The 24,136-nt window shown below is 67.1% G+C and carries 26 protein-coding genes; 16 read left to right on the top strand and 10 right to left on the bottom strand.

Going from position 1 to position 24,136, the window contains the following annotated elements:
* The first annotated feature begins 2 nt into the window (after positions 1-2).
* Together panD and pgi are read left to right on the top strand one after the other, a co-directional pair.
* Positions 3-383 carry an aspartate 1-decarboxylase gene (panD, locus tag AC5P5X_RS09875; RefSeq protein ID WP_005409061.1) on the top strand — a complete coding sequence of 127 codons (381 nt, stop codon included), beginning with the start codon at positions 3-5 and terminating at the stop codon, positions 381-383.
* Positions 380-1,894: a glucose-6-phosphate isomerase gene (gene pgi / locus AC5P5X_RS09880; protein WP_111189192.1), complete on the top strand. Its 1,515-nt coding sequence runs from the start codon at positions 380-382 to the stop codon at positions 1,892-1,894. The genes panD and pgi overlap by 4 nt, the downstream gene beginning before the upstream one ends.
* Before the next feature lie 138 nt (positions 1,895-2,032).
* Here the strand turns inward: pgi and AC5P5X_RS09885 are convergent, their stop codons facing one another.
* Positions 2,033-2,596 (bottom strand): response regulator transcription factor, encoded by a 564-nt coding sequence (locus AC5P5X_RS09885; protein WP_005409063.1) that lies wholly within the window; start codon positions 2,594-2,596, stop codon positions 2,033-2,035.
* A complete protein-coding gene (locus AC5P5X_RS09890) occupies positions 2,593-3,819 on the bottom strand; it encodes an ATP-binding protein (protein ID WP_005412965.1) in 1,227 nt (408 codons plus the stop codon). Before AC5P5X_RS09890 ends, AC5P5X_RS09885 begins: the two co-directional genes overlap by 4 nt.
* Positions 3,820-3,933: 114 nt before the next feature.
* Here AC5P5X_RS09890 and ispG point away from each other — a divergent pair, with 114 nt between their 5' ends.
* The 3 genes from ispG to AC5P5X_RS09905 all read left to right on the top strand — a co-directional run bounded on the left by ispG (position 3,934) and on the right by AC5P5X_RS09905 (position 6,777).
* Positions 3,934-5,199: a flavodoxin-dependent (E)-4-hydroxy-3-methylbut-2-enyl-diphosphate synthase gene (gene ispG / locus AC5P5X_RS09895; RefSeq protein WP_005409065.1), complete on the top strand. Its 1,266-nt coding sequence runs from the start codon at positions 3,934-3,936 to the stop codon at positions 5,197-5,199.
* Entirely contained in the window at positions 5,180-5,929 is a 750-nt protein-coding gene (locus AC5P5X_RS09900; protein WP_005409066.1) for a phosphatase PAP2 family protein, read from the top strand. Before ispG ends, AC5P5X_RS09900 begins: the two co-directional genes overlap by 20 nt.
* Before the next feature lie 200 nt (positions 5,930-6,129).
* Complete coding sequence (locus AC5P5X_RS09905) at positions 6,130-6,777, top strand: response regulator (RefSeq protein ID WP_005409067.1); 648 nt, start codon at positions 6,130-6,132, stop codon at positions 6,775-6,777.
* Positions 6,778-7,108: 331 nt separating this feature from the next.
* On the opposite strand, the gene eda is transcribed toward AC5P5X_RS09905, so the two are convergent.
* The 5 genes from eda to zwf form a co-directional block, all read right to left on the bottom strand.
* The gene (eda, locus tag AC5P5X_RS09910; protein ID WP_005409068.1) at positions 7,109-7,768 is read right to left on the bottom strand and encodes a bifunctional 4-hydroxy-2-oxoglutarate aldolase/2-dehydro-3-deoxy-phosphogluconate aldolase; all 660 of its coding nucleotides are present in this window, start codon (positions 7,766-7,768) and stop codon (positions 7,109-7,111) included.
* 206 nt (positions 7,769-7,974) lie between these two features.
* Entirely contained in the window at positions 7,975-9,891 is a 1,917-nt protein-coding gene (edd, locus tag AC5P5X_RS09915; RefSeq protein ID WP_099530210.1) for a phosphogluconate dehydratase, read from the bottom strand.
* Positions 9,892-9,949: 58 nt separating this feature from the next.
* Positions 9,950-10,672, bottom strand: coding sequence for a 6-phosphogluconolactonase (gene pgl, locus AC5P5X_RS09920; RefSeq protein WP_099498287.1), 723 nt, complete (start codon positions 10,670-10,672; stop codon positions 9,950-9,952).
* Positions 10,669-11,676: a glucokinase gene (gene glk / locus AC5P5X_RS09925; protein ID WP_062606063.1), complete on the bottom strand. Its 1,008-nt coding sequence runs from the start codon at positions 11,674-11,676 to the stop codon at positions 10,669-10,671. The genes pgl and glk overlap by 4 nt, the downstream gene beginning before the upstream one ends.
* Positions 11,673-13,109, bottom strand: coding sequence for a glucose-6-phosphate dehydrogenase (zwf, locus tag AC5P5X_RS09930; RefSeq protein WP_005409072.1), 1,437 nt, complete (start codon positions 13,107-13,109; stop codon positions 11,673-11,675). The genes glk and zwf overlap by 4 nt, the downstream gene beginning before the upstream one ends.
* A gap of 352 nt (positions 13,110-13,461) precedes the next feature.
* On the opposite strand from zwf, the gene AC5P5X_RS09935 reads away from it, so the two are divergent.
* The gene (locus tag AC5P5X_RS09935) at positions 13,462-14,544 is read left to right on the top strand and encodes an ABC transporter ATP-binding protein (protein ID WP_005412972.1); all 1,083 of its coding nucleotides are present in this window, start codon (positions 13,462-13,464) and stop codon (positions 14,542-14,544) included.
* 127 nt (positions 14,545-14,671) lie between these two features.
* On the opposite strand, the gene ygfZ is transcribed toward AC5P5X_RS09935, so the two are convergent.
* Positions 14,672-15,547: a CAF17-like 4Fe-4S cluster assembly/insertion protein YgfZ gene (gene ygfZ, locus AC5P5X_RS09940; protein WP_062606065.1), complete on the bottom strand. Its 876-nt coding sequence runs from the start codon at positions 15,545-15,547 to the stop codon at positions 14,672-14,674.
* 39 nt (positions 15,548-15,586) lie between these two features.
* On the opposite strand from ygfZ, the gene AC5P5X_RS09945 reads away from it, so the two are divergent.
* The 10 genes from AC5P5X_RS09945 (at position 15,587) to AC5P5X_RS09990 (ending at position 22,652) form a co-directional block, all read left to right on the top strand.
* Positions 15,587-15,757 (top strand): DUF1674 domain-containing protein, encoded by a 171-nt coding sequence (locus AC5P5X_RS09945; protein ID WP_005409075.1) that lies wholly within the window; start codon positions 15,587-15,589, stop codon positions 15,755-15,757.
* A 56-nt stretch (positions 15,758-15,813) separates the two neighbouring features.
* A complete protein-coding gene (gene sdhC / locus AC5P5X_RS09950) occupies positions 15,814-16,206 on the top strand; it encodes a succinate dehydrogenase, cytochrome b556 subunit (RefSeq protein WP_111189191.1) in 393 nt (130 codons plus the stop codon).
* A complete protein-coding gene (gene sdhD / locus AC5P5X_RS09955; RefSeq protein ID WP_005409077.1) occupies positions 16,203-16,589 on the top strand; it encodes a succinate dehydrogenase, hydrophobic membrane anchor protein in 387 nt (128 codons plus the stop codon). Before sdhC ends, sdhD begins: the two co-directional genes overlap by 4 nt.
* A 31-nt stretch (positions 16,590-16,620) precedes the next feature.
* Positions 16,621-18,411: a succinate dehydrogenase flavoprotein subunit gene (sdhA, locus tag AC5P5X_RS09960; protein WP_005409078.1), complete on the top strand. Its 1,791-nt coding sequence runs from the start codon at positions 16,621-16,623 to the stop codon at positions 18,409-18,411.
* Positions 18,412-18,477: 66 nt separating this feature from the next.
* Positions 18,478-19,263 (top strand): succinate dehydrogenase iron-sulfur subunit, encoded by a 786-nt coding sequence (locus AC5P5X_RS09965; RefSeq protein ID WP_004153154.1) that lies wholly within the window; start codon positions 18,478-18,480, stop codon positions 19,261-19,263.
* Between the two features lie 98 nt (positions 19,264-19,361).
* On the top strand, positions 19,362-19,610 hold the full coding sequence (locus AC5P5X_RS09970; protein WP_005409080.1) for an FAD assembly factor SdhE: 249 nt from the start codon (positions 19,362-19,364) through the stop codon (positions 19,608-19,610).
* Positions 19,561-20,010, top strand: coding sequence for a hypothetical protein (locus AC5P5X_RS09975; RefSeq protein WP_099484522.1), 450 nt, complete (start codon positions 19,561-19,563; stop codon positions 20,008-20,010). The genes AC5P5X_RS09970 and AC5P5X_RS09975 overlap by 50 nt, the downstream gene beginning before the upstream one ends.
* 23 nt (positions 20,011-20,033) lie before the next feature.
* Complete coding sequence (locus AC5P5X_RS09980) at positions 20,034-21,275, top strand: lipoprotein-releasing ABC transporter permease subunit (protein ID WP_005409082.1); 1,242 nt, start codon at positions 20,034-20,036, stop codon at positions 21,273-21,275.
* Complete coding sequence (gene lolD, locus AC5P5X_RS09985) at positions 21,268-21,981, top strand: lipoprotein-releasing ABC transporter ATP-binding protein LolD (RefSeq protein ID WP_005409083.1); 714 nt, start codon at positions 21,268-21,270, stop codon at positions 21,979-21,981. Before AC5P5X_RS09980 ends, lolD begins: the two co-directional genes overlap by 8 nt.
* A gap of 221 nt (positions 21,982-22,202) precedes the next feature.
* Positions 22,203-22,652 (top strand): DUF6491 family protein, encoded by a 450-nt coding sequence (locus AC5P5X_RS09990; protein WP_033833075.1) that lies wholly within the window; start codon positions 22,203-22,205, stop codon positions 22,650-22,652.
* A gap of 74 nt (positions 22,653-22,726) precedes the next feature.
* Here the strand turns inward: AC5P5X_RS09990 and AC5P5X_RS09995 are convergent, their stop codons facing one another.
* Positions 22,727-22,996, bottom strand: coding sequence for an oxidative damage protection protein (locus AC5P5X_RS09995; RefSeq protein WP_005409085.1), 270 nt, complete (start codon positions 22,994-22,996; stop codon positions 22,727-22,729).
* A gap of 5 nt (positions 22,997-23,001) precedes the next feature.
* Positions 23,002-24,126, bottom strand: a complete 1,125-nt coding sequence (mutY, locus tag AC5P5X_RS10000) for an A/G-specific adenine glycosylase (protein ID WP_043035023.1) — start codon at positions 24,124-24,126, stop codon at positions 23,002-23,004.
* Positions 24,127-24,136: the final 10 nt, after the last annotated feature.

The following is a 24,136-nucleotide window of genomic DNA, read 5'->3' on the forward strand; positions in this document are numbered from 1 at the left end:
CCATGCACCTGTCCCTGCTCAAGACCAAGATCCACCGCGCCACCGTCACCCATTCCGAGCTGAACTACGAAGGCTCGATCGCCATCGATGACAACCTGCTGGCTGCCACCGGCATCCGCGAGTTCGAGCAGGTGCACATCTGGGACGTGACCAACGGTGCGCGCTTCTCGACCTATGCCATCCGCGCCGAAGCCGGCAGTGGCGTTGTCTCGCTCAACGGTGGCGCCGCGCGCCACGTGCAGGTCGGTGACATCATCATCATTGCCGCGTTCGCCAGCATGACCGAGCAGGAAGCCGACAGCTTCAAGCCGAAGCTGGTGTACGTTGATGGCAAGAACCAGATCACCCACACCAACGACACGATCCCGACCCAGGCCGCATGACAACGAACAACGGATTCGACTCGCTGCATTCCCACGCCCAGCGCCTGAAGGGCGCAAGCATCCCCGGCCTGCTCGCCGCCGAACCCGGCCGCGTGCAGGACCTGGCGCTGCGGGTCGGTCCGTTGTACGTCAACTTCGCCCGGCAGAAATACGATGCCGCGGCGTTGCAGGCATTGCTGGCGCTGGCTGCCGACCGTGATGTCGGTGGTGCCATCACCCGCCTGTTCCGTGGCGAGCAGGTCAACCTGACCGAAGGTCGCGCCGCGCTGCACACCGCACTGCGCGGCGACGTGGTCGATGCGCCGGTGGCGGCCGAGGCCTATGCCACCGCGCGCGAGATCCGCCAGCGCATGGGCGTGCTGGTGCGCGCGCTGGAAGACAGTGGCGTGACCGATGTAGTCAGTGTCGGCATCGGTGGTTCCGACCTTGGCCCGCGCCTGGTTGCCGACGCGCTGCGTCCGGTCAGCGGTGCGCGCCTGCGCGTGCATTTCGTATCGAACGTGGACGGCGCGGCCATGCAGCGTACGCTGGCCACGCTGGATCCGGCCAAGACCGCCGGCATCCTGATCTCCAAGACCTTCGGCACCCAGGAAACCCTGCTCAACGGCCAGATCCTGCACGACTGGCTGGGTGGCAGCGATCGCCTGTACGCGGTCAGTGCCAATCCGGAACGTGCCGCCAAGGCCTTTGCCATCGCCGCCGATCGTGTGCTGCCGATGTGGGATTGGGTCGGCGGCCGCTATTCGCTGTGGTCTGCGGTCGGTTTCCCGATCGCGCTGGCGATCGGCTTCGATCGCTTTGAACAGCTGCTGGAAGGTGCTGCGCAGATGGATGCGCATGCGCTGGATGCACCGCTGGAGCGCAACCTGCCGGTGCTGCACGGCCTGACCGACATCTGGAACCGCAACCTGCTGGGCCATGCCACGCATGCGGTGATGACCTACGACCAGCGCCTGGCGCTGTTGCCGGCCTACCTGCAGCAGCTGGTGATGGAAAGCCTGGGCAAGCGTGTGCAGCGTGATGGCCAGCCGGTCACCACCGATACCGTGCCGGTGTGGTGGGGCGGGGCGGGCACCGATGTGCAGCACAGCTTCTTCCAGGCACTGCACCAGGGCACCAGCATCGTTCCGGCCGACTTCATCGGCTGCGTGCACAACGACGATCCCTACACGATCAATCATCAGGCCCTGCTGGCCAATCTGCTGGCGCAGACCGAAGCACTGGCCAATGGCCAGGGCAGCGACGACCCGCACCGTGATTACCCGGGCGGCCGCCCGAGCACGCTGATCCTGCTCGACGCGCTGACCCCGCAGGCGCTGGGTGCGCTGATCGCCATGTACGAACACGCCGTGTACGTGCAGTCGGTGATCTGGAACATCAACGCCTTCGACCAGTTCGGTGTCGAACTGGGCAAGCAGCTGGCCAGCGGCCTGCTGCCGGCGCTGCAGGGCGAGGATGTGGCCGTTGCCGACCCGATGACCCGCGAGATCCTTGCGCAGCTGAAGCGCTGAGGCTCTGGTAGTGCCGGCCGCTGGCCGGCGACCTCATGAACGATTGAAGCATCACCTGGTTGCCGGCCAGCGGCCGGCACTACCAGAGCGGACGGGTTGCCGGCCTGCGGCCGGCACTACCATGAAGGGCGTGGTGCCTCAGCGGCTCGGGTCGCGTTCCGGGCTGGGCCGCTTGGCCAGCTTGCGCTGCAGCGAGCGCCGGTGCATGCCGAGCAGGCGCGCGGCTGCCGACACGTTGCCGCCGGTCTCGTGCATCGCCTGCTGGATGTGTTCCCACTGCAGGCGGCTGATCGGTGTCATCGCGTCGGGCACTTCCATTTCGCCATCGTCGGCCGGGCCGTCATCCTCCTCGCCCAAAGCGCGAAGGATCATCGGTACCGTGGCTGGCTTGGGCAGGTAATCGTCCGCACCGAGCTTGATCGCTTCCACCGCGGTGGCGATGCTGGCGTAGCCGGTCACCAGCAGGATGCGCATGTCCGCGCGCAGCGCACGCAGCGGCTGGATCAGCGCCAGGCCGGAATCGCTGCCCAGCTTCAGGTCGATCAGGGCGAACGCGGGTGGGTGCTGGCGCGCCAGTGCCAGCGCGCTGGCGGCATCCTGCGCGGTCTGCGTTTCAAGTCCCTTGCGGGCCAGGCTGCGCTGCAGGGTGCGCAGGTACAGTTCGTCGTCGTCGACCAGCAGGCCGAGGGTTGAGGCGCTCATGGGGTTTCCTCGCGTGGGGCCAGCGGCAGGCGGAAGCCGACGCGGCTGCCGGCCCCCTGGGCCGGGCGCATCCACATCTCGCCGTCGAGGCGTTCGATCGTGGCATGGGACAGGGCCAGGCCGACCCCCATGCCTTCACTCTTGCTGCTGCCGAACAGCTTGCCCGGCAGCACCGCGGCGCGCGCGTTGAAGCCGTGGCCGTAGTCGCGTACTTCGCCGATCAGATCGTCGCCTTCGATGCGCAGGTCCAGGTCCACGCGCGGCCGGCCGGCCTGTTCGCCGGCATCGGCGGCATTGTTGAGCAGGACCATCAGCAGGTGGCCCACGCCCGGGTCGAGCGGCAGCCGCAGCGGCGCATCGTCGTTGCGGTGCAGATCGATGGTCGGTCGCACCAGGCGCCATTGCTCCAGCACCTGCTGCGCGCTGGAATGGCTGCGTCCGGGCGCATCGGCCGAGGCCGGTGCGGCCAGCGCCAGCACGCGCTCACGGCACTGCACCAGCAGCTCGCGCAGGGTTTCCATGTCCTCGCGCACTTCCGGCTCTTCACTGCGTTCGGCCACGTCGTCGGCGAGCAGGGTCATGGTTGCCAGCGGCGTGTTCAGTTCATGCGCCACCGAGGCGGCATGGGTAGCCAGAGCGACGATGCCCTCGTTGCGGGCGAAGCGTTCGCGCAGGGCCGAGAGTTCCAGTTCGCGCTGGCGCAGCGCCAGCGCCAGGCGGGTGGAGAAGGCCAGTACGACCGCCGCGGAAATCAGGAAATTGGCGACCACGCCCCAGCGGTTGAGGTCCTGCGCGCGGAAATAGCCGTCCGGCAGGGGCTGGCCGAAGATGCCGCTGGCGGCGTAGCCGAGCAGGCAGGCCAGCGCGACCGCCAGCGCCCAGCGCAGGGGCAGGGCGAATGCGGCCAGTGCGATCAGGATCAGGAACAGCGAGCTGAACGGATTGGCCATGCCACCGCTCCAGCCGACCATCCAGGTCAGGATGATCACGTCCACCAGGATGTGGCCGAATGCAGTCAGCGGTGCGGTGTCGGCCGCTTCCGGGCGCAGCTGGGTATAGATGTTGAACAGGGCCAGCACCGCCACGCCGGCCCACAGCGGCAGCTGCGGCAACGGCAGCCCCAGCACCCAGGTGGCGACCAGGATGGTGGCGGCCTGGCCGCCTACTGCAAGCCAGCGCAGGCTGCACAGGGTTCGGAGAAACGGGGCGTCGGGACCGGTCATTCACGCTCATCGTATGCGTTCGTGCGTGACCGTGCCTGCGACAATCGGCCGCAGCCGTGCCGCCGGCTGAATGCGAGTCACCCCGAATGCAGGGCCGGGCGGTAGAATGCGCCCATGCACGACGCCGTCACCCGCCCGACTCCGCCCTCCGATGCCACTGCCTGGCCGCGCCGCCAGACCCATGCCGTCCAGATCGGCGGAGTCACCGTGGGCGGAGGCAAGCCGGTTGTGGTGCAGTCGATGACCAACACCGACACCTCCGACGTCGCCTCCAGCGTGAAGCAGGTGGCCGAGTTGTGGCGTGCCGGTTCGGAGATGGTGCGGCTGACCGTCAATACCGTGGAAGCCGCTGCGGCGATCCCGCGCATTGTCGACAAGCTGGCGATGATGGGCATCGACGTGCCGCTGATCGGCGATTTCCACTACAACGGCCACCAGCTGCTGACCGCCGAACCGGCATGTGCCGAAGCACTGGCCAAGTACCGCATCAACCCGGGCAACGTCGGCTTCGGCAAGAAGAAGGATCTGCAGTTCGCCCAGCTGATCGAATTCGCCATCCGTTACAACAAGCCGGTGCGCATCGGCGCCAACTGGGGCTCGCTGGACCAGGCCCTGGCGGCGAAGCTGATGGACGAGAACAACCTGCGCGAACAGCCCTGGGACGCCGGCCGCGTGTTGCGCGAGGCGCTGATCCGCTCGGCGCTGGATTCGGCCGAGCAGGCGGTGGAGCTGGGCCTGCCGCGCGATCGCATCGTGCTGTCGGCCAAGGTCAGTGGCGTGCAGGAGCTGATCGCGGTGTACCGCGACCTGGCGCAGCGCTCCGACTTCGCCCTGCACCTGGGCCTGACCGAGGCCGGTATCGGCAGCAAGGGCATCGTGGCATCGTCCGCGGCGCTGGGCGTGCTGCTGCAGGAAGGCATCGGTGACACCATCCGCATCTCGCTGACCCCGGAGCCGGGCCAGTCGCGCACGCAGGAAGTGATCGTCGCCCAGGAACTGCTGCAGACCACCGGCCAGCGTGCCTTCACGCCGCTGGTCACGGCCTGCCCGGGCTGCGGCCGTACCACCTCCGAGTTCTTCCAGGAGCTGGCCAAGGTGGTGCAGAACCACGTGCGCGAGAAGATGCCGCTGTGGAAGATCCACCACCCGGGGGCGGAGAACATGACCCTGGCGGTGATGGGCTGCATCGTCAACGGGCCGGGCGAATCGCGTCACGCCAACATCGGCATCTCGCTGCCGGGCACGGGTGAGACGCCTGCGGCGCCGGTGTTCGTCGATGGTGAGAAGAAGGTGACCCTGCGTGGCGACAACATCGCCCAGGAGTTCGTCGCCCTGATCGACGATTACGTCGAACACACGTATGTCCGAAGCGCCGGATAAGCCTGCGATCCTCGCCGCACCGGAGTCCGCCTCCGGCTTCCGCCACTGGATGGCGCGCAACGCCTGGCGCCTGGTCCTGTTGTTCGGTGGCGTGCTGCTGCCGTTGGCAGGCTTTGTTGCCCTGGCGGACGAAGTGCACGAGTTTGAATCGTTCCATTTCGACGCGCCCCTGCTGTGGCAGATGCATGGCCTGCATTCGCCGTGGCTGGACCGCTTCTTCGTGCTCATCTCGAAACTGGGCTACGAGTGGTTCCTGATCCCGGCCGACGTGCTGATCATCGGCGTGCTGCTGGGCTACCGGCGCTGGCGCGAGGCGACCTTCGTCGCGGTCAGCTTCGTAGGGTCGGCGCTGCTGAACATGGGCAGCAAGCAGTTCTTCCAGCGGCAGCGCCCCAGCCTGTGGGAATCGATCGCGCCGGAATCGACGTTCAGCTTCCCCAGCGGGCATGCGATGGGTTCGATGACCCTTGCCGTGACCTTGGTACTGCTCGCCTGGAACACCCGTTGGCGCTGGCCGGTACTGATGCTGGCACCCGCGTTCAGCCTGCTGGTAAGCGTGTCGCGGGTCTATCTGGGGGTGCATTACCCCTCCGACATCCTGGCCGGATGGTGTGCCGCGCTGGTTTGGGTGGTAGGGTGCTATCTGGTCATGTTCAGTCGCCGGCACCCTTGGCGACGTCACGGCCCGCCGCCAGCGAAGGCCAGCGAAGCACCAACACAGGGGGTTTGACGTGGATGGCCCTTGAGGGACGTCTACGTGATAGATCAGTTGTTTCGTTGCAGCAGGTTCTGCAAGACAGGGGGCAAGCACAACGCGCGGTACTGTGATGCGCAAGGCAGATCGCCGATGCCGCATTCCGGACGCGCTTGCAGGGTATCGGCACCCTGCCTAGCTTGACCTGCAATGGCCGCATTCGAAGAGGTACATGAATGACGATTCGAGTCTACCTGGTGGATGACCACGCGCTGGTCCGCACCGGTATGAAGATGATTCTGTCGGGGGAAACCGACATCGAGGTGGTGGGCGAAGCCGAGACCGGCGAAGACGCGCTGCGTGAAGTCCGCCAGCTGCTGCCGGATGTGGTGCTGTGCGACCTGCACCTGCCGGGCGTGAGCGGCATGGAAGTGACCGAGCGCATCGTCCGCAGCCACCGCAATACCCGCGTGGTGATCGTGTCGGTACTGGAAGACGGCCCGCTGCCCAAGCGCCTGCTCGAAGCCGGTGCGGCCGGTTACATCGGCAAGGGCTGCGATGCGCAGGAACTGCTGCGTGCGGTGCGTGATGTGGCGGCCGGTCGTCGCTACCTGGGCACCAGCATCGCGCAGAATCTGGCGCTGTCGACAGTGGAAGGCAATGGTTCGCCGTTCGACAACCTGTCGCCGCGCGAGCTTGAGGTGGCCCTGTTGCTGACCCAGGGCCTGCGCCAGGAAGACATCGCGCGGCGCCTGAGCCTGAGTGCGAAGACGGTGAACACGCACAAGGCGCGGTTGTTCGAGAAGATGGGGATCCACGACAACATCGCGCTGGCGCGGATGGCCAGCCAGTACGGGTTGGTGGATCCGGCACGGCCGCTGTAAGGGGTTCGGCCAACGGCTGAGCCCCTCGCGGTGTGCGGCAGGATTCGTGGGGTTGGCCCTGCGGAGGGATTGCGCAGGGGACGCCGTGAATCCATCCCTGGAGGCTCGGGCGCGCCATCCATGGCGCTTACGCCCCTGCGCAATCCCTCCGCAGGGCCACGGACAGGTTCCGTGCGCGTCCAGCGCGGAATTGAAGAAGGAAGAGCAGGAGCGGGTCGCGTGCTTTGCGCACTCGTCGCCCGGGGTCGGATCCCTTTCCCGGTGGGAAAGGGCTCTGACCCCTGATGATGCCGGAGCCGAGCATGGGCTCGGCTCTGCACCTTTGTCGGGCTCAGTGGCCGCGTACGCGCTGGATGATCTTGGCGGCGTCTGCGGCGCTGGCGCGCACCTTGTCCCATTCGCCGTTGGCGATCCAGTTGCCCGGCACCATCCACGAACCACCGATGCAGACCACGTTCTTCTGCTCGAGGTATTCGGCGGCGGTGTTCTCGGTGATGCCGCCGGTCGGGCACAGCTTCAGGTCCGCCACCGGGCCGGCCAGTCCCTTGATCATTGCCAGGCCACCCACAGCCGTGGCCGGGAACAGCTTGCACACGCGGAAGCCGCGGGCGTAGAGCGACAGCAGCTCGGTCGGGGTGGCCGCACCCGGCACCACCGGCAGCGGTGCGGCGGCCAGTGCATCAGCCAGTGCCGGCGGCGTACCCGGGGTCACCAGGAAGTCCGCACCCGCATCGATCGACTGCTGCATCTGCTCCACGGTCAGCACCGTACCGGCACCCACCACCACGTCCGGCAGCTCGCGCTTGAGCATCGCCAATGCTTCCATCGCCACTGGCGTACGCAGGGTCAGCTCGATCGCCGGCAAGCCACCTTCCAGCAGCGCCGCACTGACCGCCCGCGCCTGGTCCAGCGTATGAATCGTCACCACCGGCAGGATGCCCGCCGCACGCAACAGCTCCGCCGCCTTCACCTGATGTTGTTCGATACCCATGCTTTTGCCCTTGCCTTTTGCTCTTCTTGATTCAGTGGCCGCAGCGCAAATGACGCGCCGGGAATTGTCCAAGGGCAGTAGAGCGCCCTGGCCGGGACCGTGAGCGGCATGGATGCCGCGACCGAGCCCCCATGGATGGGTTTACGGCGTGTCCCGGCCAGGGCGCTCTACTGCCCAGGCCGGGAAGCCTGCCGCGGCTTTTCGCTTCAGGCGTCCTTCGCCTCATGCGGCGCCGCCGCCGCTGCGGCATCGTGCCCCAGCTCATATTCCGCGTCGTACTCCCACGGCCCGCCATCAGCCGCCGCCGGCCCGCACGAAATCGAAATCGCACCCTGATCAGCCGGACCCACCACGCGACGGTTGATCGCGAACAGGTTGCGGCCCAGGTCATGCGCAGCCGGTGCTGTGTTCGGCGCCAGCGGACGTGCCGCCCATTCGGCCGCGTCCACCAGCACTTCCAGCGTGCCAGCCTCGCCATCCAGGCGGATCATGTCGCCCTCGCGGACCTTGGCCAGCGGACCGCCGCGTGCCGCTTCCGGCGTCACGTGGATCGCCGCCGGAATCTTGCCCGAGGCGCCGGACAGGCGACCGTCGGTGACCAGCGCCACGCGCCGGCCCTGGTTCTGCAGCAGGCCCAGCAGCGGCGCCAGCGAATGCAGTTCCGGCATGCCGTTCGCACGCGGGCCCTGGTAACGCACCACCGCCACGAAGTCCTGCGGCAGCAGGCCACCGGCGTGCAGCTTGTTCAGCACCTGCGGTGCATCGACCACCACGGCCGGCGCTTCGATCGTGCGGTACTGCGGCTTTACCGCCGACAGCTTGATCAGCGACTTGCCGAGGTTGCCGCGCAGCAGGCGCAGGCCGCCCTGGTGCTCGAACGGATTGTCGACGCCACGCACCACTTCGTCATCGGCGCTGCGTTCCAGGCCCGGCAGGTAGACCAGCTGGCCATCGCGCAGCAGCGGTTCGCGTGCGTAGTCGGCCATGCCGCCGCGCGCCACGCTGACCAGATCGCCGTGCATCAGGCCCGCCTTGATCAGCTCGCCGAACACGAACGCCGGGCCGCCAGCGGCCGCGAAGCGGTTCACGTCGGCCTCGCCGTTCGGATAGACGCGGGCCAGCAGCGGAATCAGCTGCGACAGTTCGTCGAAATCGTCCCAGGTCAGCACGATACCGGCGGCACGCGCCACTGCGATCCAGTGGATGGTGTGGTTGGTCGAACCGCCGGTGGCCATCAGCGCGATGACCGCGTTGATGATCGCGCGCTCGTCGATGATCCGGCCCAGCGGACGGAAGTCGTCGCCCAGTGCGGTGATGTCCAGTGCACGTTCGGTCGCTTCGCGGGTCAGCGCGTCGCGCAGCGGCGTGCCCGGATTGACGAACGACGCGCCCGGCAGCTGCACGCCCATCGCTTCCAGCAGCACCTGGTTGGAATTGGCGGTGCCGTAGAAGGTGCAGGTGCCGGCGCCGTGGTACGAGGCGGACTCGGCTTCCAGCAGCTCTTCGCGGGTGGCTTCGCCGGCGGCATAGCGCTCGCGCACTTCCGCCTTCTGCTTGTTGGGGATGCCCGGGGTCATCGGGCCGGCCGGCACGAACACCGCCGGCAGGTGGCCGAAGGCCAGCGCACCGATCAGCAGGCCGGGCACGATCTTGTCGCACACGCCGAGGTAGACGGTGCTGTCGAACATGTCGTGGCTGAGCCCGATCGCGGTCGCCTGCGCGATCACATCGCGCGAGAACAGCGACAGTTCCATGCCGCCGCGGCCCTGGGTGACGCCGTCGCACATCGCCGGCACACCGCCGGCCACCTGTGCCGTAGCACCGAGCTCGCGGGCGATCTCGCGGATCTGCTCGGGATAGGTCTCGAACGGCTGGTGCGCCGAGAGCATGTCGTTGTAGGCGGTGATGATGCCCAGGTTCGGCGTCACGCCGCCGCGCAGGCGGCTCTTGTCGGTGCCGCCACAGGCGGCGAATCCGTGGGCGAGGTTGCCGCAGCTCAGGCGGCTGCGGAACGGGCCTTCGCGCAGGGAGGCGTCGATCGCGGCCAGGTAGGCGGCACGCGAGGCGGCGCTGCGGCGGATGACACGCTCAGTGATGGCTTGCAGTTGCGGATGGAGGCTCATTGGCTACCGGCATTCAAGGTGGCGAGAGGCAAGCGGCGGCAGGGCGCCGCCGCCGACATCAATCAGCCCAGTGGACGCGCAGGCGCGCGCCTTCCAGGTTGATCGCGTTGAGGATCGGGTACTGCTGGGGGTCGTTGCTGTCCAACGCCTGGCGCAGCACCTGCAGCTTCTGCTTGCCGCGCAGCAGCAGCAGGCGCTGGCGGCATTGGCGCAGCCCATGCGGGGTCAGCGTGATGCGCAGCGGCCACTGGTTCGCGCCCGGGCAGCCGGTGGCATCCAGCGCCGCGTAGGGCAGGGTGCTTTCCAGTGCGCGGGCCAGGTCCTTCGAGCCGGGGAACAGCGAGGCGGTGTGGCCGTCGTTGCCCATGCCCAGTGCCACCAGGCTCGGCGGCTGGCTGTGCTGGGCCTGCAGGTTGGCGCTGTAGACGCATTCGGGCAGCGGCTTGCCGATGCGCACCAGCGGATCAAAATGGGCACCCTCGGCACGCTTGAGCAGGTGCTCGCGCACCAGCCATGCGTTGCTGTCGCGATCCTGCGGCGACAGCCAGCGCTCGTCGGCCAGGCTCACTTCAACCCGGTCCCAGTGCACGTCCAGTTCGGCCAGCGCCTGGTAGACCGGTGCCGGCGTGGTGCCGCCGGACAACAGGATGCGGGCGCGGCCCACTTCATTGATGTCGTGGTTGAGGGTCTGCGCCATCTCGGCGGCTACCGCTTCGATCCAGCCGTCGGCATCGCCGTGGTGGATGAACTCGACGCGGTCGTCGTGGAAGGTGGGGCTCATGCGGCAACTCCAGGTGCGTCACGTTCGGCATCGGCGGCATAGGCGGCGGCGCCCAGCAGTCCGGCATGGGGATGCATCACGGCCAGCGACGGCACCCGCGCCATGATCGAAGAGAACCGCCCCTTGTGTTCGAAGCGCTGGCGGAACCCGGAGTGCTGCAGCGAATCGAGCATCTTCGGGGTCAGTCCACCGGTGAGGAACACGCCGTCCCAGGCGCCCTGGGTCAGTACCAGGTCGCCGGCAATGGCGCCGAACACGGCGCAGAACACATCGACGGTGCGCATTGCCTGCGGATCGCCATGCAGGGCGCGGGCGGTCACGTCCACCGGCTGCAGCTGGCCCGGGTCGATACCGGCCATCTCGCACACCGCGCGATGGATGTTGACCAGGCCGGGGCCACAGATCAGGCGCTCATTGGAGACGCGGCCGAATTGCTCGGACAGGATCTCCAGGATGCGGATCTCCTCCGGCGTTCCCGGCGGGAAGCTGACATGGCCGCCTTCGGTTTCCAGCGGGTAGCAGCGGCCGTGGCGCAGGATCAGGCCCCCGACGCCGAGCCCGGTACCGGGCCCGATCACCGCATAGTTGCGTGGCTGGCCCGGCTTGCCCGGGACCCAGGCGGCGCCACCGACCTGGACCACGTCCTCGGGTTGCAGCAGCGAGATCGCCATTGCCTGTGCGGCGAAGTCGTTGATCAGGTGCAGCTCGTCGAAACCGAGCATCGCCGCGGTGCGGCTGCGCGAGATCACCCACGGATGATTGGTGATGCGTGCCTCGTCACCGTCTACGCGACCGGCCACCGCGAACACGCCGCGGCTGGCGGCAGCGCCGATCTGCTCAAGGTGATAGCGGGCGGCATCGCCAAGCGACGGGAACTCCGCCACTGCGTACTCGCGGATGCTCTCCTTCAGCAATGGCGCGTCCAGTGAGGTGTCGGCCAGGGCGAAGCGGGCGTTGGTGCCACCGATGTCGGCGACCAGCACCGGCTGCGAGTTGGCACTCATGCCGACGCCTCGCTGTCCGGTGCGTCCACGCCCTGCGGCAGGAACTCCGTTGCGTTGCTCGGGCCCCATTGGCCGGCGGGATAGGGTTCCAGCGGCAGCTTGGCCTCCTTCCAGGCGTCGGCCACGCTGTCGATCCACGCCCAGGCGGCGCGCACTTCGTCGTCACGCACGAACAAGGTGTGGTTGCCGTTGAACGCATCCAGGAACAGGCGTTCGTACGCGATGCGGCGATGCAGGCCGGTCGGCACCGACAGTTCCAGTTCCAGCGGATGCAGTTCCAGCGCGCCCCATTCCGGGCCGGCCAGGCTGCTCATCAGTCCCAGTTCGATGTTCTCCTGCGGCTGCAGCTGGAACACCAGGCGGTTCGGTGCGGCCTGGGCGCGCTGCGGGCGCTCGAACAGCCAGTGGGTGACCGGCTTCAGCGTGACCACCACGCGGGTGGTGCGCTCGGGCAGGCGCTTGCCGGTGACCAGGTGGAACGGCACGCCGCTCCAGCGCCAGTTGTCGATGTGCGCGGTGACGCCGGCGAAGGTTTCCACGTCGCTGCCTTCCGGCGGCTGGTAGGCCTGCGCCGGCTGGCCGTTGATGGTACCGGCGGTGTAGCGGCCGCGGATGCTGTCACGCGCGGCGTGCCTGGCATCAAGCGGACGCAGCGCGCGCAGCACCTTGACCTTCTCGTCGCGGATGCGATCGGCTTCCAGCGAGGCCGGCGGCTCCATCGCCACCATGCACAGCAGCTGCAGGATGTGGCTCTGCACCATGTCGCGCAGCGCGCCGGAGCGGGCGTAGTAGGCGTCGCGGCCATCCACGCCTTCGCTCTCGGCCACCAGGATGTGCACCGATTCGATGTAGTTGCGGTTCCATACCGCTTCCAGCAGCGTATTGCCGAAGCGCAGGGCGATCAGGTTCTGCACCGCCGCCTTGCCCAGGTAGTGGTCGAGACGGAACACACGGTCCTCGTCGATCCACTGGCCGATGGTGCTGATGATTTCCTCGGCGCTCTCGCTGTCGCTGCCGATCGGCTTCTCCAGCATCAAGCGTGCCGGCGCGGCGAGGGCGCCACCCTTGGCCAGGCCTTCGCAGGTGGAGATGTACAGGCCCGGCGGAATGGCCAGGTAGCTGACGCACTTGCGATGCACCAGATCGGAGACAGCGGCGGCGACCGAGTCGACGTCGCGCAGGTCGACCGAACGGTAGTCGATGCGGCGCAGCAGGCCGTTGATGTCGTCCTGCGAGGCCATCGGCATGGCCTGCTGCAGGCGCGGGCGCAGGATGTCATGGAAGGCTTCGGTGTCATGCCCGGACAACGCCAGTGCGCGGATGCGGAAGTCCTCCGGCAGCAGGCCGTCGCCAAGCAGGCGAAGCAGCGAAGGGAACAGGTAGCGCTGGGCCAGATCACCTGTGGCACCGAACAGGAAGAGGGTGTCGTGCATCGCTCGAGTTTCAGATCCGGGTGACATCGTTGTCAATCGCTTCATGGCTGGGTTCGGGGGACATCCGCGCAACTGCCTGTCCGAGGTTCGTTGGGGGCGTTCTCCGGGGCACCGGAAGACCGTTCCATTCGAAACCACTACCCCGGCGGAACCTTCGTTCAACCGCCGACGCAGATCGGTGCGCACCGATCATCGGATAGTGCCACGTGAAAACGTTTACATGGCAGAATGGGCAACTGTATTCGATTGCAGTGCTCGCCGTCATGCGGCAAGCGCGCAATCATCACTGCCATCGGGAGGGCCGAGGCAGTCCCAAAAGACAGCCCGGCTTCGGGCGGACCGGATAGGTGATATGGCAAAAGTGCAGTTGCAGGGTGTGCGCAAGGTCTATGACAACGGCCAGGTCGCGGTGAAGGACGCCACCTTCGAGGTCGCCGACGGCGAGCTGATGGTGCTGGTCGGTCCCTCCGGCTGTGGCAAGTCGACCCTGCTGCGGATGGTGGCTGGCCTGGAAGAGATCAGCGGCGGCACGCTGACCATCGGTGATCGCGTGGTCAACGATGTGGCGCCGAAGGATCGCGACATCGCGATGGTGTTCCAGAGCTACGCGCTGTACCCGCACATGACGGTGGCCGAGAACCTGGCCTTCGGCCTGAAGCTGCGCGGCCATGACAAGGCCACCATCGACAAGCGCATCGCCGAGGCGGCGCAGACGCTGGGCCTCACCGAGATGATGGACAAGCTGCCCAAGGCGATGTCCGGCGGCCAGCGCCAGCGTGTTGCGCTGGGTCGGGCGCTGGTGCGCGAGCCGGCGGTGTTCCTGCTTGACGAGCCGCTGTCCAATCTGGATGCCAAGCTGCGCCACAGCGTGCGTACCGAAATCGCGCAGCTGCACCGCAAGCTGGGCACCACCATGATCTACGTGACGCACGATCAGGTCGAGGCGATGACCCTGGGCCAGCGCATCGTGGTGCTGAAGGACGGCATCATCCAGCAGATCGATACGCCGATGGCGCTGTACGACCGTCCGGCCAATCTGTTCGTGGCCGGCTTCCTCGGCAGCCCGGCGATGAACGTGCTGCGCGGCACGCTGCAGGGCGATGCCAGCGGCGTGACCGTGGTCGACGGCGACTGGCGTGCACCGCTGGGCCAGGCCACGATCGATCCGGCGTGGCTGCAGAAGCCGATCGCGGTGGGCGTGCGTCCGGAGCACCTGCAGCCGGCCAGCGCCGATGATGCGCATGCGTTCACCGCGCGCATCGAAGGCATCGAGCCGGTCGGCAACGAGATCTTCGTGAATCTGAGCAGTGGCCAGCACGCGCTGACCATGCGCGTGGCGCCGCAGGCGCTGCCGGCGGTGGGCGAGCAGATCCGCGTGGCGATCCACCCGCAGGGCCTGCATTTCTTCAGCGCGGAAACCGGCGAGCGCCTGTAAGGGGTAGGGCCGGGCGCTGGCCGGCTACCTCAATCATGCGTGGTTGCCGGCCAGCGGCCGGCACTACCATTTCAGGCGTGTGGACCAACGGTCCGCACCCACCAGTGCAGATCCCCACCAACCTGCTTCAGCGCGCCAACCCATCCAGCAATGGCACGCGCTGCGCGATGGCATCACCCACCCGCAGGTCAGCATCACCCGCCTCCAGTGGCAGCACCGCCAGCGCCAGGTCGCCGGCCACGCAAGCGATCGTGCCCAGCGCCGCGCCGTCCTGCTGCACGCCATCGCCGGCCTGCGCCGGTGCCGCGGTATGCAGAAGCTGCACCGCGCGCTTGGCCTTGCCGAGGAAGTGGGTGCGGGCAACGATTTCCTGGCCGGGATAGCAGCCCTTCTTCACGCTGTAGCCGTTCAGACGGTCCAGGCCCAGCTGCTGCGGGGTCCATACCTCGCGCTGGCCTTCTTCCAGCCGCGGCAGCCCGTAGCGCAGGTCGGCCTGGCGCCAGGCCAGGGCGAAAGCGGCCTCATCGGTTTCGCTGCCGGCCGCTAAGGCATCGGCGGCGCCGATGCGCAGGGTGCGCGGCAGGGCATCGCTGCCCAGGTCCAGTTCCCAGCCATCACCTGCGGCCTGCGCAATCGCGGCGCCGCTGGCGGCCTCGGGCGCAGTGAACGCCCCGGCCGCCGCCAGATCGTCGCGCACCAGCACCTTCACCTTGCGGCGGAACACGAAGCGCTGCAGTTGCGACGCAATCGCATCGGCATCGCCATCCGCCAGCACCAGCATCAGGTGGTCGTCGGCCAACCGCAGCAGCTGGAACGCCGCCAGGGTGCGGCCCTTGGCGCTCAACCAGGCACTCCACTGCCAGTGCAGCAGGGGCAGGGCGGTGACATCGCTGCTGAACTGGGCGTGGGCAAAGACAGCCGCATCCGGGCCCTGCAGGCTCAGCAGCTGGTGGCCGGGCAGGCGCGGATATCCGACGAAAGCAGGGGGCAGGTTGTCAGGCACGTGAACGAGGTCTAAAATTTGTGCGTTGCGAGACCGAACATGATAGGCCAAACAACCCCCACTCCCGACGACGAATCTGAAGCTCCGCTGGTCCCCGCGGCACCCGTGCCCGTGGAACAGGAAAAAGCAGAAGAATTCGGCGGCCGCGGCGGACTTGATCCGGTGCGGTATGGCGATTGGGAGAAAAACGGACGCTGCATCGATTTCTGATCAGCATTTAGCCAACGCGGCCGCGTGCCGCCCAGCCGAGACAACGAGCCCAGCGAATGGCGACCAGACAACGCCCACTTTCCCCGCACCTTCAGGTGTATCGCTGGCAGATTCAGATGGCCACCTCGATCCTGCATCGAGCCACTGGCGTCTTTCTGTCTGTTGGTGCCCTCATCATCGCTGCCGGCCTGCTGGCCCTGATGATGGGGCCCGAGTCCTGGAACTGCTTCACCGGCCATGCCGGGGCCTGGTATGGCCGCGTGTTCCTGTTCGCGTGGACATGGTCGTTCGCCTATCACCTGTGCAATGGCATCCGCCATGTGGTGCAGGACTTCGCCATCGGCTTCAGCATCCCCGCCTTCATCCGCAGCAGCTGGCTGTCGGTCACCGGCAGCCTGGTGATCACCCTGCTGGTGTGGGCCTATGCGATGTTCGGAGGTGCCGCGTGAGCAAGTTCCGTACCCCGTTGAAGAACGTGCGTGGCCTTGGCTCGGCCAAGACCGGCACCGAGCACTTCGTGCATCAGCGCCTGACCGCTGCCGCGCTGGTGGTGCTGGGCATCTGGTTCCTCGTCTTCGTGCTGGGCCTGCTGGGCTCGGACTACGCGACCGCCGCCGCCGCCGTGGCCAAGCCGTGGAACGCAGTGCCGCTGATCGGCCTGCTGATCGCCATGTTCTGGCACGCGCAGCTCGGCATGCAGGTCGTGCTGGAAGACTACATCCACGAATCGCTGCTGGCCCTGGTGCTGCAGACCGCGGTGAAGTTCGTCGCCGTGCTCGGCATGATCGTCAGTGTGTTTGCGGTGGGCCGCATCGCCCTCGGCGTTGCCTGAGCCCAGGCACCTACACAGGAATCCAGATTAGATGTCCGCTTACAAGATCACCGAACACAAGTACGACATGGTCGTGGTCGGCGCCGGCGGCGCCGGCCTGCGCGCCACGTTCGGCCTGGCCGCCAAGGGCCTGCAGACCGTGTGCCTGACCAAGGTCTTCCCGACCCGTTCGCACACCGTTGCCGCCCAGGGCGGTATCTCGGCCGCACTCGCCAACATGGGCGAAGACGACTGGCGCTACCACTTCTTCGACACCATCAAGGGGTCGGACTGGCTGGGCGACCAGGACGCCATCGAGTACATGTGCCGTGAGGCCATCCCGGCCATCATCGAGCTCGAACACTACGGCGTGCCGTTCTCGCGCACCGCCGAAGGCAAGATCTACCAGCGTCCGTTCGGTGGCATGACCACCAAGTACGGCGAAGGCCCGGCGGCGCAGCGTACCTGCGCGGCGGCCGACCGTACCGGCCACGCGATGCTGCACACCCTGTACCAGCAGTCGCTGAAGCACGATGCGCGCTTCATGATCGAGTACTTCGCGCTCGACCTGATCTTCGACGACGAAGGCGCCTGCCGCGGCGTGCTGGCCCTGGACATGTCCGACGGCACCCTGCACCTGTTCCGCGCCCAGGGCGTGGTACTGGCCACCGGCGGCTACGGCCGTGCCTACTTCAGCGCCACCTCGGCGCACACCTGCACCGGCGACGGTGGCGGCCTGGCCATGCGTGCCGGCATCGCCATGCAGGACATGGAGTTCGTGCAGTTCCACCCGACCGGCATCTACGGCGCCGGCTGCCTGATCACCGAGGGTGTCCGCGGTGAAGGTGGCATCCTGCGCAACAGCAGCGGCGAGCGCTTCATGGAGCGCTACGCGCCGCACTACAAGGACCTGGCCTCGCGCGACGTGGTCAGCCGTTCGATGACCATCGAGATCCGCGAAGGCCGCGGTGTCGGCGAGCACAAGGACCACATCCTGCTCGACCTGACCCACCTCGGCCCGGGCGTGATCGACGACAAGCTGCCGGGCATCGCCGAAAGCGCCCGCATCTTTGCCGGCGTCGACGTGCACAAGCAGCCGATCCCGGTCATCCCGACCGTGCACTACAACATGGGCGGCATCCCGACCAACTACCACGGCGAAGTGGTGCAGAAGGTCGGCGACAACGACAATGCCGTGGTGCCGGGCCTGTACGCCATCGGTGAAGCGGCCTGCGTGTCCGTGCACGGCGCGAACCGACTGGGCTCGAACTCGCTGCTGGACCTGGTGGTGTTCGGTCGTGCGGTGGCCAACCGCTGCGCCGAGACCATCAAGCCGGGCGCATCGCACAAGCCGCTGCCGGCCGATGCCTGCGACAAGGCGCTGGGCCTGCTGGACAAGCTGCGCCACGCCAACGGCGATACCCCGACCTCGGTCATCCGCGATCGCATGCAGCGCACCATGCAGGCCGACGCGGCCGTCTTCCGCACCAGCCAGACGCTGAAGGAAGGCTGCGAGAAGATGGACAAGATCTTCGACTCGTTCCAGGACGTGAAGGTCTCCGACCGTTCGCTGGTGTGGAACTCGGACCTGATCGAGACCTACGAGCTGAACAACCTGCTGCTCAACGCGGTGGCGACGATCAACTCGGCCGAACAGCGCAAGGAAAGCCGTGGTGCGCATGCGCACGAGGACTATCCGGACCGCGACGACGTCAACTGGCAGAAGCACACCCTGGTCAGCGTCGACGAGAAGGGCAAGTGCAGCTTCGACTACCGTCCGGTGCACATGTACACGTTGACCGACGACGTGTCCGTGGTGCCGCCGAAGCCGCGCGTGTACTGATCCGACCCCGCCTACCATGCAATCCGCGCCCAAGGGCGCGGGCCGCCTGAGCCAACGAGAGCAGCCATGGCCGAGTTTTCACTCCCCAAGAATTCCAAGATCACGAAGGGCAAGCACTTCCCCGTCAAGAGCGGCGGCAAGAACGTGCGCACCTTCAAGATCTACCGCTGGAGTCCGGACGACGACAGCAACCCGCGCACCGATACCTATGAAGTCGATCTGGACGCCTGTGGCCCGATGGTCCTGGACGCCCTGATCAAGATCAAGAACGAGATCGACCCGACCCTGACCTTCCGCCGCTCGTGCCGCGAAGGCATCTGTGGTTCGTGCGCGATGAACATCGACGGCACCAACACCCTGGCCTGCACCCGAGCCATCTCGGACTGCGGCAAGAAGGAAGTGCCGATCTACCCGCTGCCGCACATGAACGTGGTGAAGGATCTGGTTCCGGACCTGACCCACTTCTACGCGCAGTACGCCTCGATCAAGCCGTGGATCCGCACCCAGACCCCGGCACCGCCGGACCGTGAGCGCCTGCAGTCGCCGGAAGACCGCAAGAAGCTGGACGGCCTGTACGAGTGCATCCTGTGCGCCTGCTGCTCGACCAGCTGCCCGAGCTACTGGTGGAACGGCGAGCGTTACCTGGGCCCGGCGATCCTGCTGCAGGCCTACCGCTGGATCATCGACTCGCGCGATGAGGACACCGGTGCGCGCCTGGACGATCTGGAAGATCCGTTCAAGCTGTACCGCTGCCACACCATCATGAACTGCGCCCGGACCTGCCCGAAGGGCCTGAACCCGGCGCTGGCGATCGCCGAGATCAAGAAACTGATGATGGAACGCCGCGCCTGATCGGCTCTGGCCGTACCCGGTAGAGCCACGCCATGCGTGGCTGTGCCACCCCAGTAGAGCCACGCCATGCGTGGCTTTGCTGTATCTGGAGAAACACGATGGAAGAAGACGTTCTGCTGAAGAAGCTGCGCTGGCGCTGCCGCCGCGGCATGCGTGAGCTGGACCAGCTGTTCGGCCGTTATCTCGACCACGAATGGAGCACTGCGCCGACCGAGGAGCGCGAGGTTTTCCTGTTCCTGCTCGACTGCGAGGACGATAAGTTGTGGCGCTGGTTCATGGGCTATGAGGCCTGCCCGCATGCGCACGCGATCCCCCTCATGCAGAAGATCCTCGCCCTCAAGCCTTGAGTGGCGCCCCTCGCGGCTGCAGGCCGCCGCCCTGCTGGCGGTGCTGCTGGCCGCACCCTGGCTGCTGCGCGCATCGGATCTGCCGCCCCGGCTGCTGACGCCGGCGGTGTTGCTGGCCTGGGGCATCGGGTTGGCCGAACTGGCCTGGCGCCAGCGCAGGCCGCGCGTGCAGGTGCTTCTGCCGGTACCGCCCGAGCCGCTGCAGGTGGCCGGGCAGGACGTCGATGCACCACAACTGGTCGTGCGTGGGCCATGGCTGTTGTTGCTCTGGCGTCAGGATCGGCGCCGCCGGCGCCTGCTGTTCTGGCCCGATGTGCTCGATTCCAGGCAGCGACGTGAACTGCGACTGGCCGTGGCTGCACGCGGCGTTTCCCGTAGGCCCCGGTCGATGGCACCATAAGCTGAATTGACCGGCGTGCCTGCATGTTCAAACCCATTCCCGTGGCCATTGGCCTGCGCTACCTGCGCGCCAAGCGCCGCAACGGCTTCATCTCCTTCATCTCGATGGCATCGATCCTGGGCATCGCGCTCGGCGTTACGGTGCTGATCACCACCCTGGCGGTGATGAGCGGTTTCCAGAAGGAAATCCGCAGCCGCCTGCTGCAGATGACCGCGCACACCACCATCAGCCGCGACGGCGAGCCGATGCCGGACTGGATGCGCGTGGTGGACGTCGCCCGCAAGGACCCGCGCGTGGCCGGTGCCGCGCCGTACATCGAGATCCAGTCGATGATCAGCGGCCCGCGCGTGCAGGGCGCAATCATCCAGGGCATCGATCCGGCGCTGGAGCCGAAGGTGTCGGTGATCGACAAGAAGGTCACCAAGGGCAGCTATGACAGCCTCAAGCCGGGCAGCTTCAACGTGCTGCTGGGCAAAGAGCTGGCGGTCTGGCTGGGCGTGGACGTTGGCGACCAGGTGCTGGTGACCTTTGCAGAAGTGCAGGGCACGCCCGCTGGCGCAGTGCCACGGATGAAACGCTTCACCGTCAGCGGCATCTTCGAGGCCGGCTACAACGAGGTCGACCGCGGCGTCGGCTTCGCCAACATGCAGGACCTGGAGCGCGTGCTGCGTTCCGATGGCGCTACCGGCGTGCGACTGAAACTGCACGACATGGACCGCTCGCTGGAAGTGGGCGTGGACCTGGCGCAGAGCCTCGGCGGCGCTTACCGGGTAAGTGACTGGACCCAGCAGAACGCCAACCTCTACCACTCGCTGCGCATGGAGAAGGTAGTGATGGGCATCCTGCTGTCGCTGATCATCGCCATGGGCGCTTTCAACCTGGTGTCGTCGCAGGTGATGCTGGTCACCGACAAGCAGGCCGACATCGCCATCCTGCGCACCCTTGGCCTGACTCCGGGCGGGGTGATGCAGGTGTTCATGGTGCAGGGTTCGCTGATCGGCATCTTCGGCACGCTGGCCGGCCTGATCGGCGGCATCACCCTGACCCTCAACCTGGAACGCATCCTCGGCGCCATCGAGAGCGTGTTCAACGTCAAGCTGCTGCCGGAGGATGTGTACTACATCACCGGCCTGCCGACCGACATGCAGACCGGCGACGTGGTGGCGATCACCGTGGTCGCGCTGCTGATGAGCTTCCTGGCCACCCTGTATCCCGCTTGGCGGGCAGCACGCACCCAGCCGGCGGAGGCCCTGCGTTATGAATAAGGTCTTCAACCGCGGCGACGAAGTGATCCGCGCCGAAGCACTGGGCAAGACCTACGCCGAAGGGCGCATGCAGACCCCGGTGTTCGATGGCCTGGACCTGACCGTGACCGCCGGCGAGACGGTGGCGATCATCGGTGCCTCCGGCGCCGGCAAGAGCACGCTGCTGCACCTGCTGGGCGGCCTGGACATTCCAACCGCCGGCGAGGTCTACGTGACCGGGCAGCGCATGTCGGCGCTGTCGGATACCGCGCGCGGTCTGCTGCGCAACCAGGCGCTGGGCTTCGTCTACCAGTTCCATCACCTGCTGCCGGAGTTCACCGCGCTGGAAAACGTGATGATGCCGGTACTGCTGGCTGGCACTGCGGTAGCAGAAGCGAGCAGCCGGGCCACCACGCTGCTGGAAGCGGTCGGCCTCGGCCACCGCCTGGATCACAAGCCGGGCGAGCTGTCTGGTGGTGAGCGGCAGCGTGCTGCGGTGGCGCGGGCACTGGTCAATCACCCAGCCTGCGTGCTGGGTGACGAGCCGACCGGCAACCTGGATGACCGCACGGCCGCCACGGTGTTCGAGCTGATGCTGGAACTGAATCGTGCGCGTCACACCAGCCTGGTGCTGGTCACCCACGACCGCAGCCTGGCGCGCCGCCTCGACCGGGTGCTGGAGCTGCGCGAAGGGCGCTTGCACGCACTGGCCCACGCCGATGTCTGAGGCGCCGGGGCCGCTTTGGTGGAAGCCGACCCTGGTCGGCTGCTCCTGCAGGGCAGGCGCCAACCAAGGTTGGTGACTACCGGAATACGGGGCCTTGGGTCTGCTTTGGTAGAGGTCGGCCTTGGTCAACCGCCGACCAGCGCCTGAATGGGGCTTTCGGTCGTCGCGCCGGCGTTGCCGGCCCGGGCGCATGATGGCGACAGTTCCCCGAGGAGATCGCCATGAAGACCCCGTTCCTGGTGGCCGGACTCTGCCTGGCGCTGGCCGCGTGTGCGACCACTGGCCGGCTCAGCAGCGCCGATAAGCTTGACCTGTACCGTGCCCATGCCGGTGCGCCGCAGAACGACATGCAGTTCTTCGGCACCCTCAATGGCTGGACCGAGCTGGGTGACAGCGCGCTTGCTGTATGGACGCGTCCCAGCGAGGCCTACCTGCTGGAGTTGAGGGGGCCCTGCCAGGACCTGCCATATGCCACCGCCATCGGCCTGACCAGCCAGATGAATCGTGTTTCGGCGCGTTTCGACAAGGTGCTGGTGCGCGACCCTACCGGCGGCCCGCGCCTGCCGTGCTTCATCGACAGCATCCGCAAGCTCGATGTGAAGGCACTACGCGCATCCGAGCAGGAGCTGCGCCAGGCGCAGGTGCAGGAGCGCGAGGAAAACAGGAAATAGCGCGGTCGTGCCGGCCGCTGGCCGGCATCGCGCAGATGCCAGGTTGCCGGCCAGCGCCCGGCACTACCTGTGCGTCAGGCTTCCGGAGTGAAGCCGGCCGGCTTTTGCGCGTCCTTCTCGAACAGGAACTTGACCAGTTCGCCTTCAAGGAACGCGCGATGTTCCGGCGTACGCGGCGACAGGCGGTTCTCGTTGATCAGCATGGTCTGGTGCGCCAGCCACGCAGCCCAGGCCTGCTTGCCGATGTTGTTGAAGATGCGCTGGCCCAGCTCGCCGGGGTAGGGCACGAAGTCCAGGCCCTCGGCATCGCGTTGTTCGTACTGGCAGAAGACGGTTCGGGGCATGGCACTCACTCGTGGTTGCGGGGTTTCTTGGAAGTTCGTTTTGGCGTCTTGATCGTCGCGCCGTCGAGCAGTTTGCGGATCGGCGCGGGCAGGCCCAGCGCGGGCAGTTCATCGTAGGCGACCCAGCGCAACGTGGGTTCTTCCACGCGCAGGCCGTTCACCTGGCGCGACAGTACCTGCAGGTGCAGCCTGTAGTGACTGAAGGTGTGCTGCAGCACTGGCAGCTCCTCGGCGTCTTCCAGCGAACCTTCAACATGCGCATCGAACCAGTCCTGCAGGTCGCTGCCGGCCTCGGCCTGCGGCAGCGTCCACAGCTGCGCCCAGATGCCGGTGTCCGGCCGCTTCTGCAGCAGCACGCGCTGCTGGGGGTCGCGCAGCAGCAGGGCCACTGCTTCTCGTTCGGGCAGGGTCTTGCTGGGCTTGGGCGTCGGCAGTTCGGCAGTGCGGCCTTCGCGGCGCGCCACGCACGCGTCCTGCAGTGGGCAGATCACGCAGGCGGGTCTGGCGCGGCTGCACACGGTCGCGCCCAGGTCCATCTGCGCCTGGGTGTAATCGGCCATGCGCCCGGTCGGCACCTGCGCCACGTGCGCCTCGGCGATCGCCCACAACTGCTTCTCGATGGCCGGAAGGCCCGGGAAGCCGTCGATGCCGTGGTAGCGGCTGAGCACCCGCTTGACGTTGCCATCGAGGATCGCGAACGGGTCGTTCCAGGCCTGGCTGAGGATCGCACCGGCGGTGCTGCGGCCGATGCCGGGCAGGGCATGCAGCGCGTCGAAGTCACGTGGCAGATCGCCGTCGTGCAGTTCCACGCAGCGCTTGGCTGCCGCGTGCAGGTTGCGTGCGCGGGCGTAGTAGCCGAGCCCGGCCCACTGCGCCATCACCGCGTCATTGCTGGCGGCGGCGAGGTCGGGCAGGGTCGGGAAGTGCTGCAGGAACCGCTGGAAGTACGGGATGACCGTACTCACCTGGGTCTGCTGCAGCATGATTTCCGACAACCAGACCCGATAGGGGCTGCGCGGATGCTGCCAGGGCAGGTCGTGGCGACCGTGGTCGTCGAACCAATGCAGCAGGTGGGTGACGAAGTCGTCGGTCTGCGTGGTTCCGGCGCTGGCGTGCGGCTGGCGGGGCATCGGTATTCCG

The organism is Stenotrophomonas sp. YJH_SMC_91 (assembly GCF_059368495.1).

Excerpts from the sequence above, each read along its gene's own strand:
- zwf (WP_005409072.1), bottom strand. The coding sequence starts at position 13,109 with ATGCACGACACCCTCTTCCTGTTCGGTGCCACAGGTGATCTGGCCCAG.
- AC5P5X_RS09965 (WP_004153154.1), top strand. The coding sequence starts at position 18,478 with ATGGCCGAGTTTTCACTCCCCAAGAATTCCAAGATCACGAAGGGCAAG.
- AC5P5X_RS09980 (WP_005409082.1), top strand. The coding sequence starts at position 20,034 with ATGTTCAAACCCATTCCCGTGGCCATTGGCCTGCGCTACCTGCGCGCC.
- AC5P5X_RS09970 (WP_005409080.1), top strand. The coding sequence starts at position 19,362 with ATGGAAGAAGACGTTCTGCTGAAGAAGCTGCGCTGGCGCTGCCGCCGC.
- sdhC (WP_111189191.1), top strand. The coding sequence starts at position 15,814 with ATGGCGACCAGACAACGCCCACTTTCCCCGCACCTTCAGGTGTATCGC.
- lolD (WP_005409083.1), top strand. The coding sequence starts at position 21,268 with ATGAATAAGGTCTTCAACCGCGGCGACGAAGTGATCCGCGCCGAAGCA.
- AC5P5X_RS09905 (WP_005409067.1), top strand. The coding sequence starts at position 6,130 with ATGACGATTCGAGTCTACCTGGTGGATGACCACGCGCTGGTCCGCACC.
- sdhA (WP_005409078.1), top strand. The coding sequence starts at position 16,621 with ATGTCCGCTTACAAGATCACCGAACACAAGTACGACATGGTCGTGGTC.
- pgl (WP_099498287.1), bottom strand. The coding sequence starts at position 10,672 with ATGAGCCCCACCTTCCACGACGACCGCGTCGAGTTCATCCACCACGGC.
- AC5P5X_RS09885 (WP_005409063.1), bottom strand. The coding sequence starts at position 2,596 with ATGAGCGCCTCAACCCTCGGCCTGCTGGTCGACGACGACGAACTGTAC.
- glk (WP_062606063.1), bottom strand. The coding sequence starts at position 11,676 with ATGAGTGCCAACTCGCAGCCGGTGCTGGTCGCCGACATCGGTGGCACC.
- ispG (WP_005409065.1), top strand. The coding sequence starts at position 3,934 with ATGCACGACGCCGTCACCCGCCCGACTCCGCCCTCCGATGCCACTGCC.
- eda (WP_005409068.1), bottom strand. The coding sequence starts at position 7,768 with ATGGGTATCGAACAACATCAGGTGAAGGCGGCGGAGCTGTTGCGTGCG.
- AC5P5X_RS09900 (WP_005409066.1), top strand. The coding sequence starts at position 5,180 with ATGTCCGAAGCGCCGGATAAGCCTGCGATCCTCGCCGCACCGGAGTCC.
- AC5P5X_RS09945 (WP_005409075.1), top strand. The coding sequence starts at position 15,587 with ATGATAGGCCAAACAACCCCCACTCCCGACGACGAATCTGAAGCTCCG.
- pgi (WP_111189192.1), top strand. The coding sequence starts at position 380 with ATGACAACGAACAACGGATTCGACTCGCTGCATTCCCACGCCCAGCGC.
- AC5P5X_RS09990 (WP_033833075.1), top strand. The coding sequence starts at position 22,203 with ATGAAGACCCCGTTCCTGGTGGCCGGACTCTGCCTGGCGCTGGCCGCG.
- mutY (WP_043035023.1), bottom strand. The coding sequence starts at position 24,126 with ATGCCCCGCCAGCCGCACGCCAGCGCCGGAACCACGCAGACCGACGAC.
- edd (WP_099530210.1), bottom strand. The coding sequence starts at position 9,891 with ATGAGCCTCCATCCGCAACTGCAAGCCATCACTGAGCGTGTCATCCGC.
- AC5P5X_RS09995 (WP_005409085.1), bottom strand. The coding sequence starts at position 22,996 with ATGCCCCGAACCGTCTTCTGCCAGTACGAACAACGCGATGCCGAGGGC.
- AC5P5X_RS09975 (WP_099484522.1), top strand. The coding sequence starts at position 19,561 with ATGCGCACGCGATCCCCCTCATGCAGAAGATCCTCGCCCTCAAGCCTT.
- AC5P5X_RS09890 (WP_005412965.1), bottom strand. The coding sequence starts at position 3,819 with ATGACCGGTCCCGACGCCCCGTTTCTCCGAACCCTGTGCAGCCTGCGC.
- panD (WP_005409061.1), top strand. The coding sequence starts at position 3 with ATGCACCTGTCCCTGCTCAAGACCAAGATCCACCGCGCCACCGTCACC.
- AC5P5X_RS09935 (WP_005412972.1), top strand. The coding sequence starts at position 13,462 with ATGGCAAAAGTGCAGTTGCAGGGTGTGCGCAAGGTCTATGACAACGGC.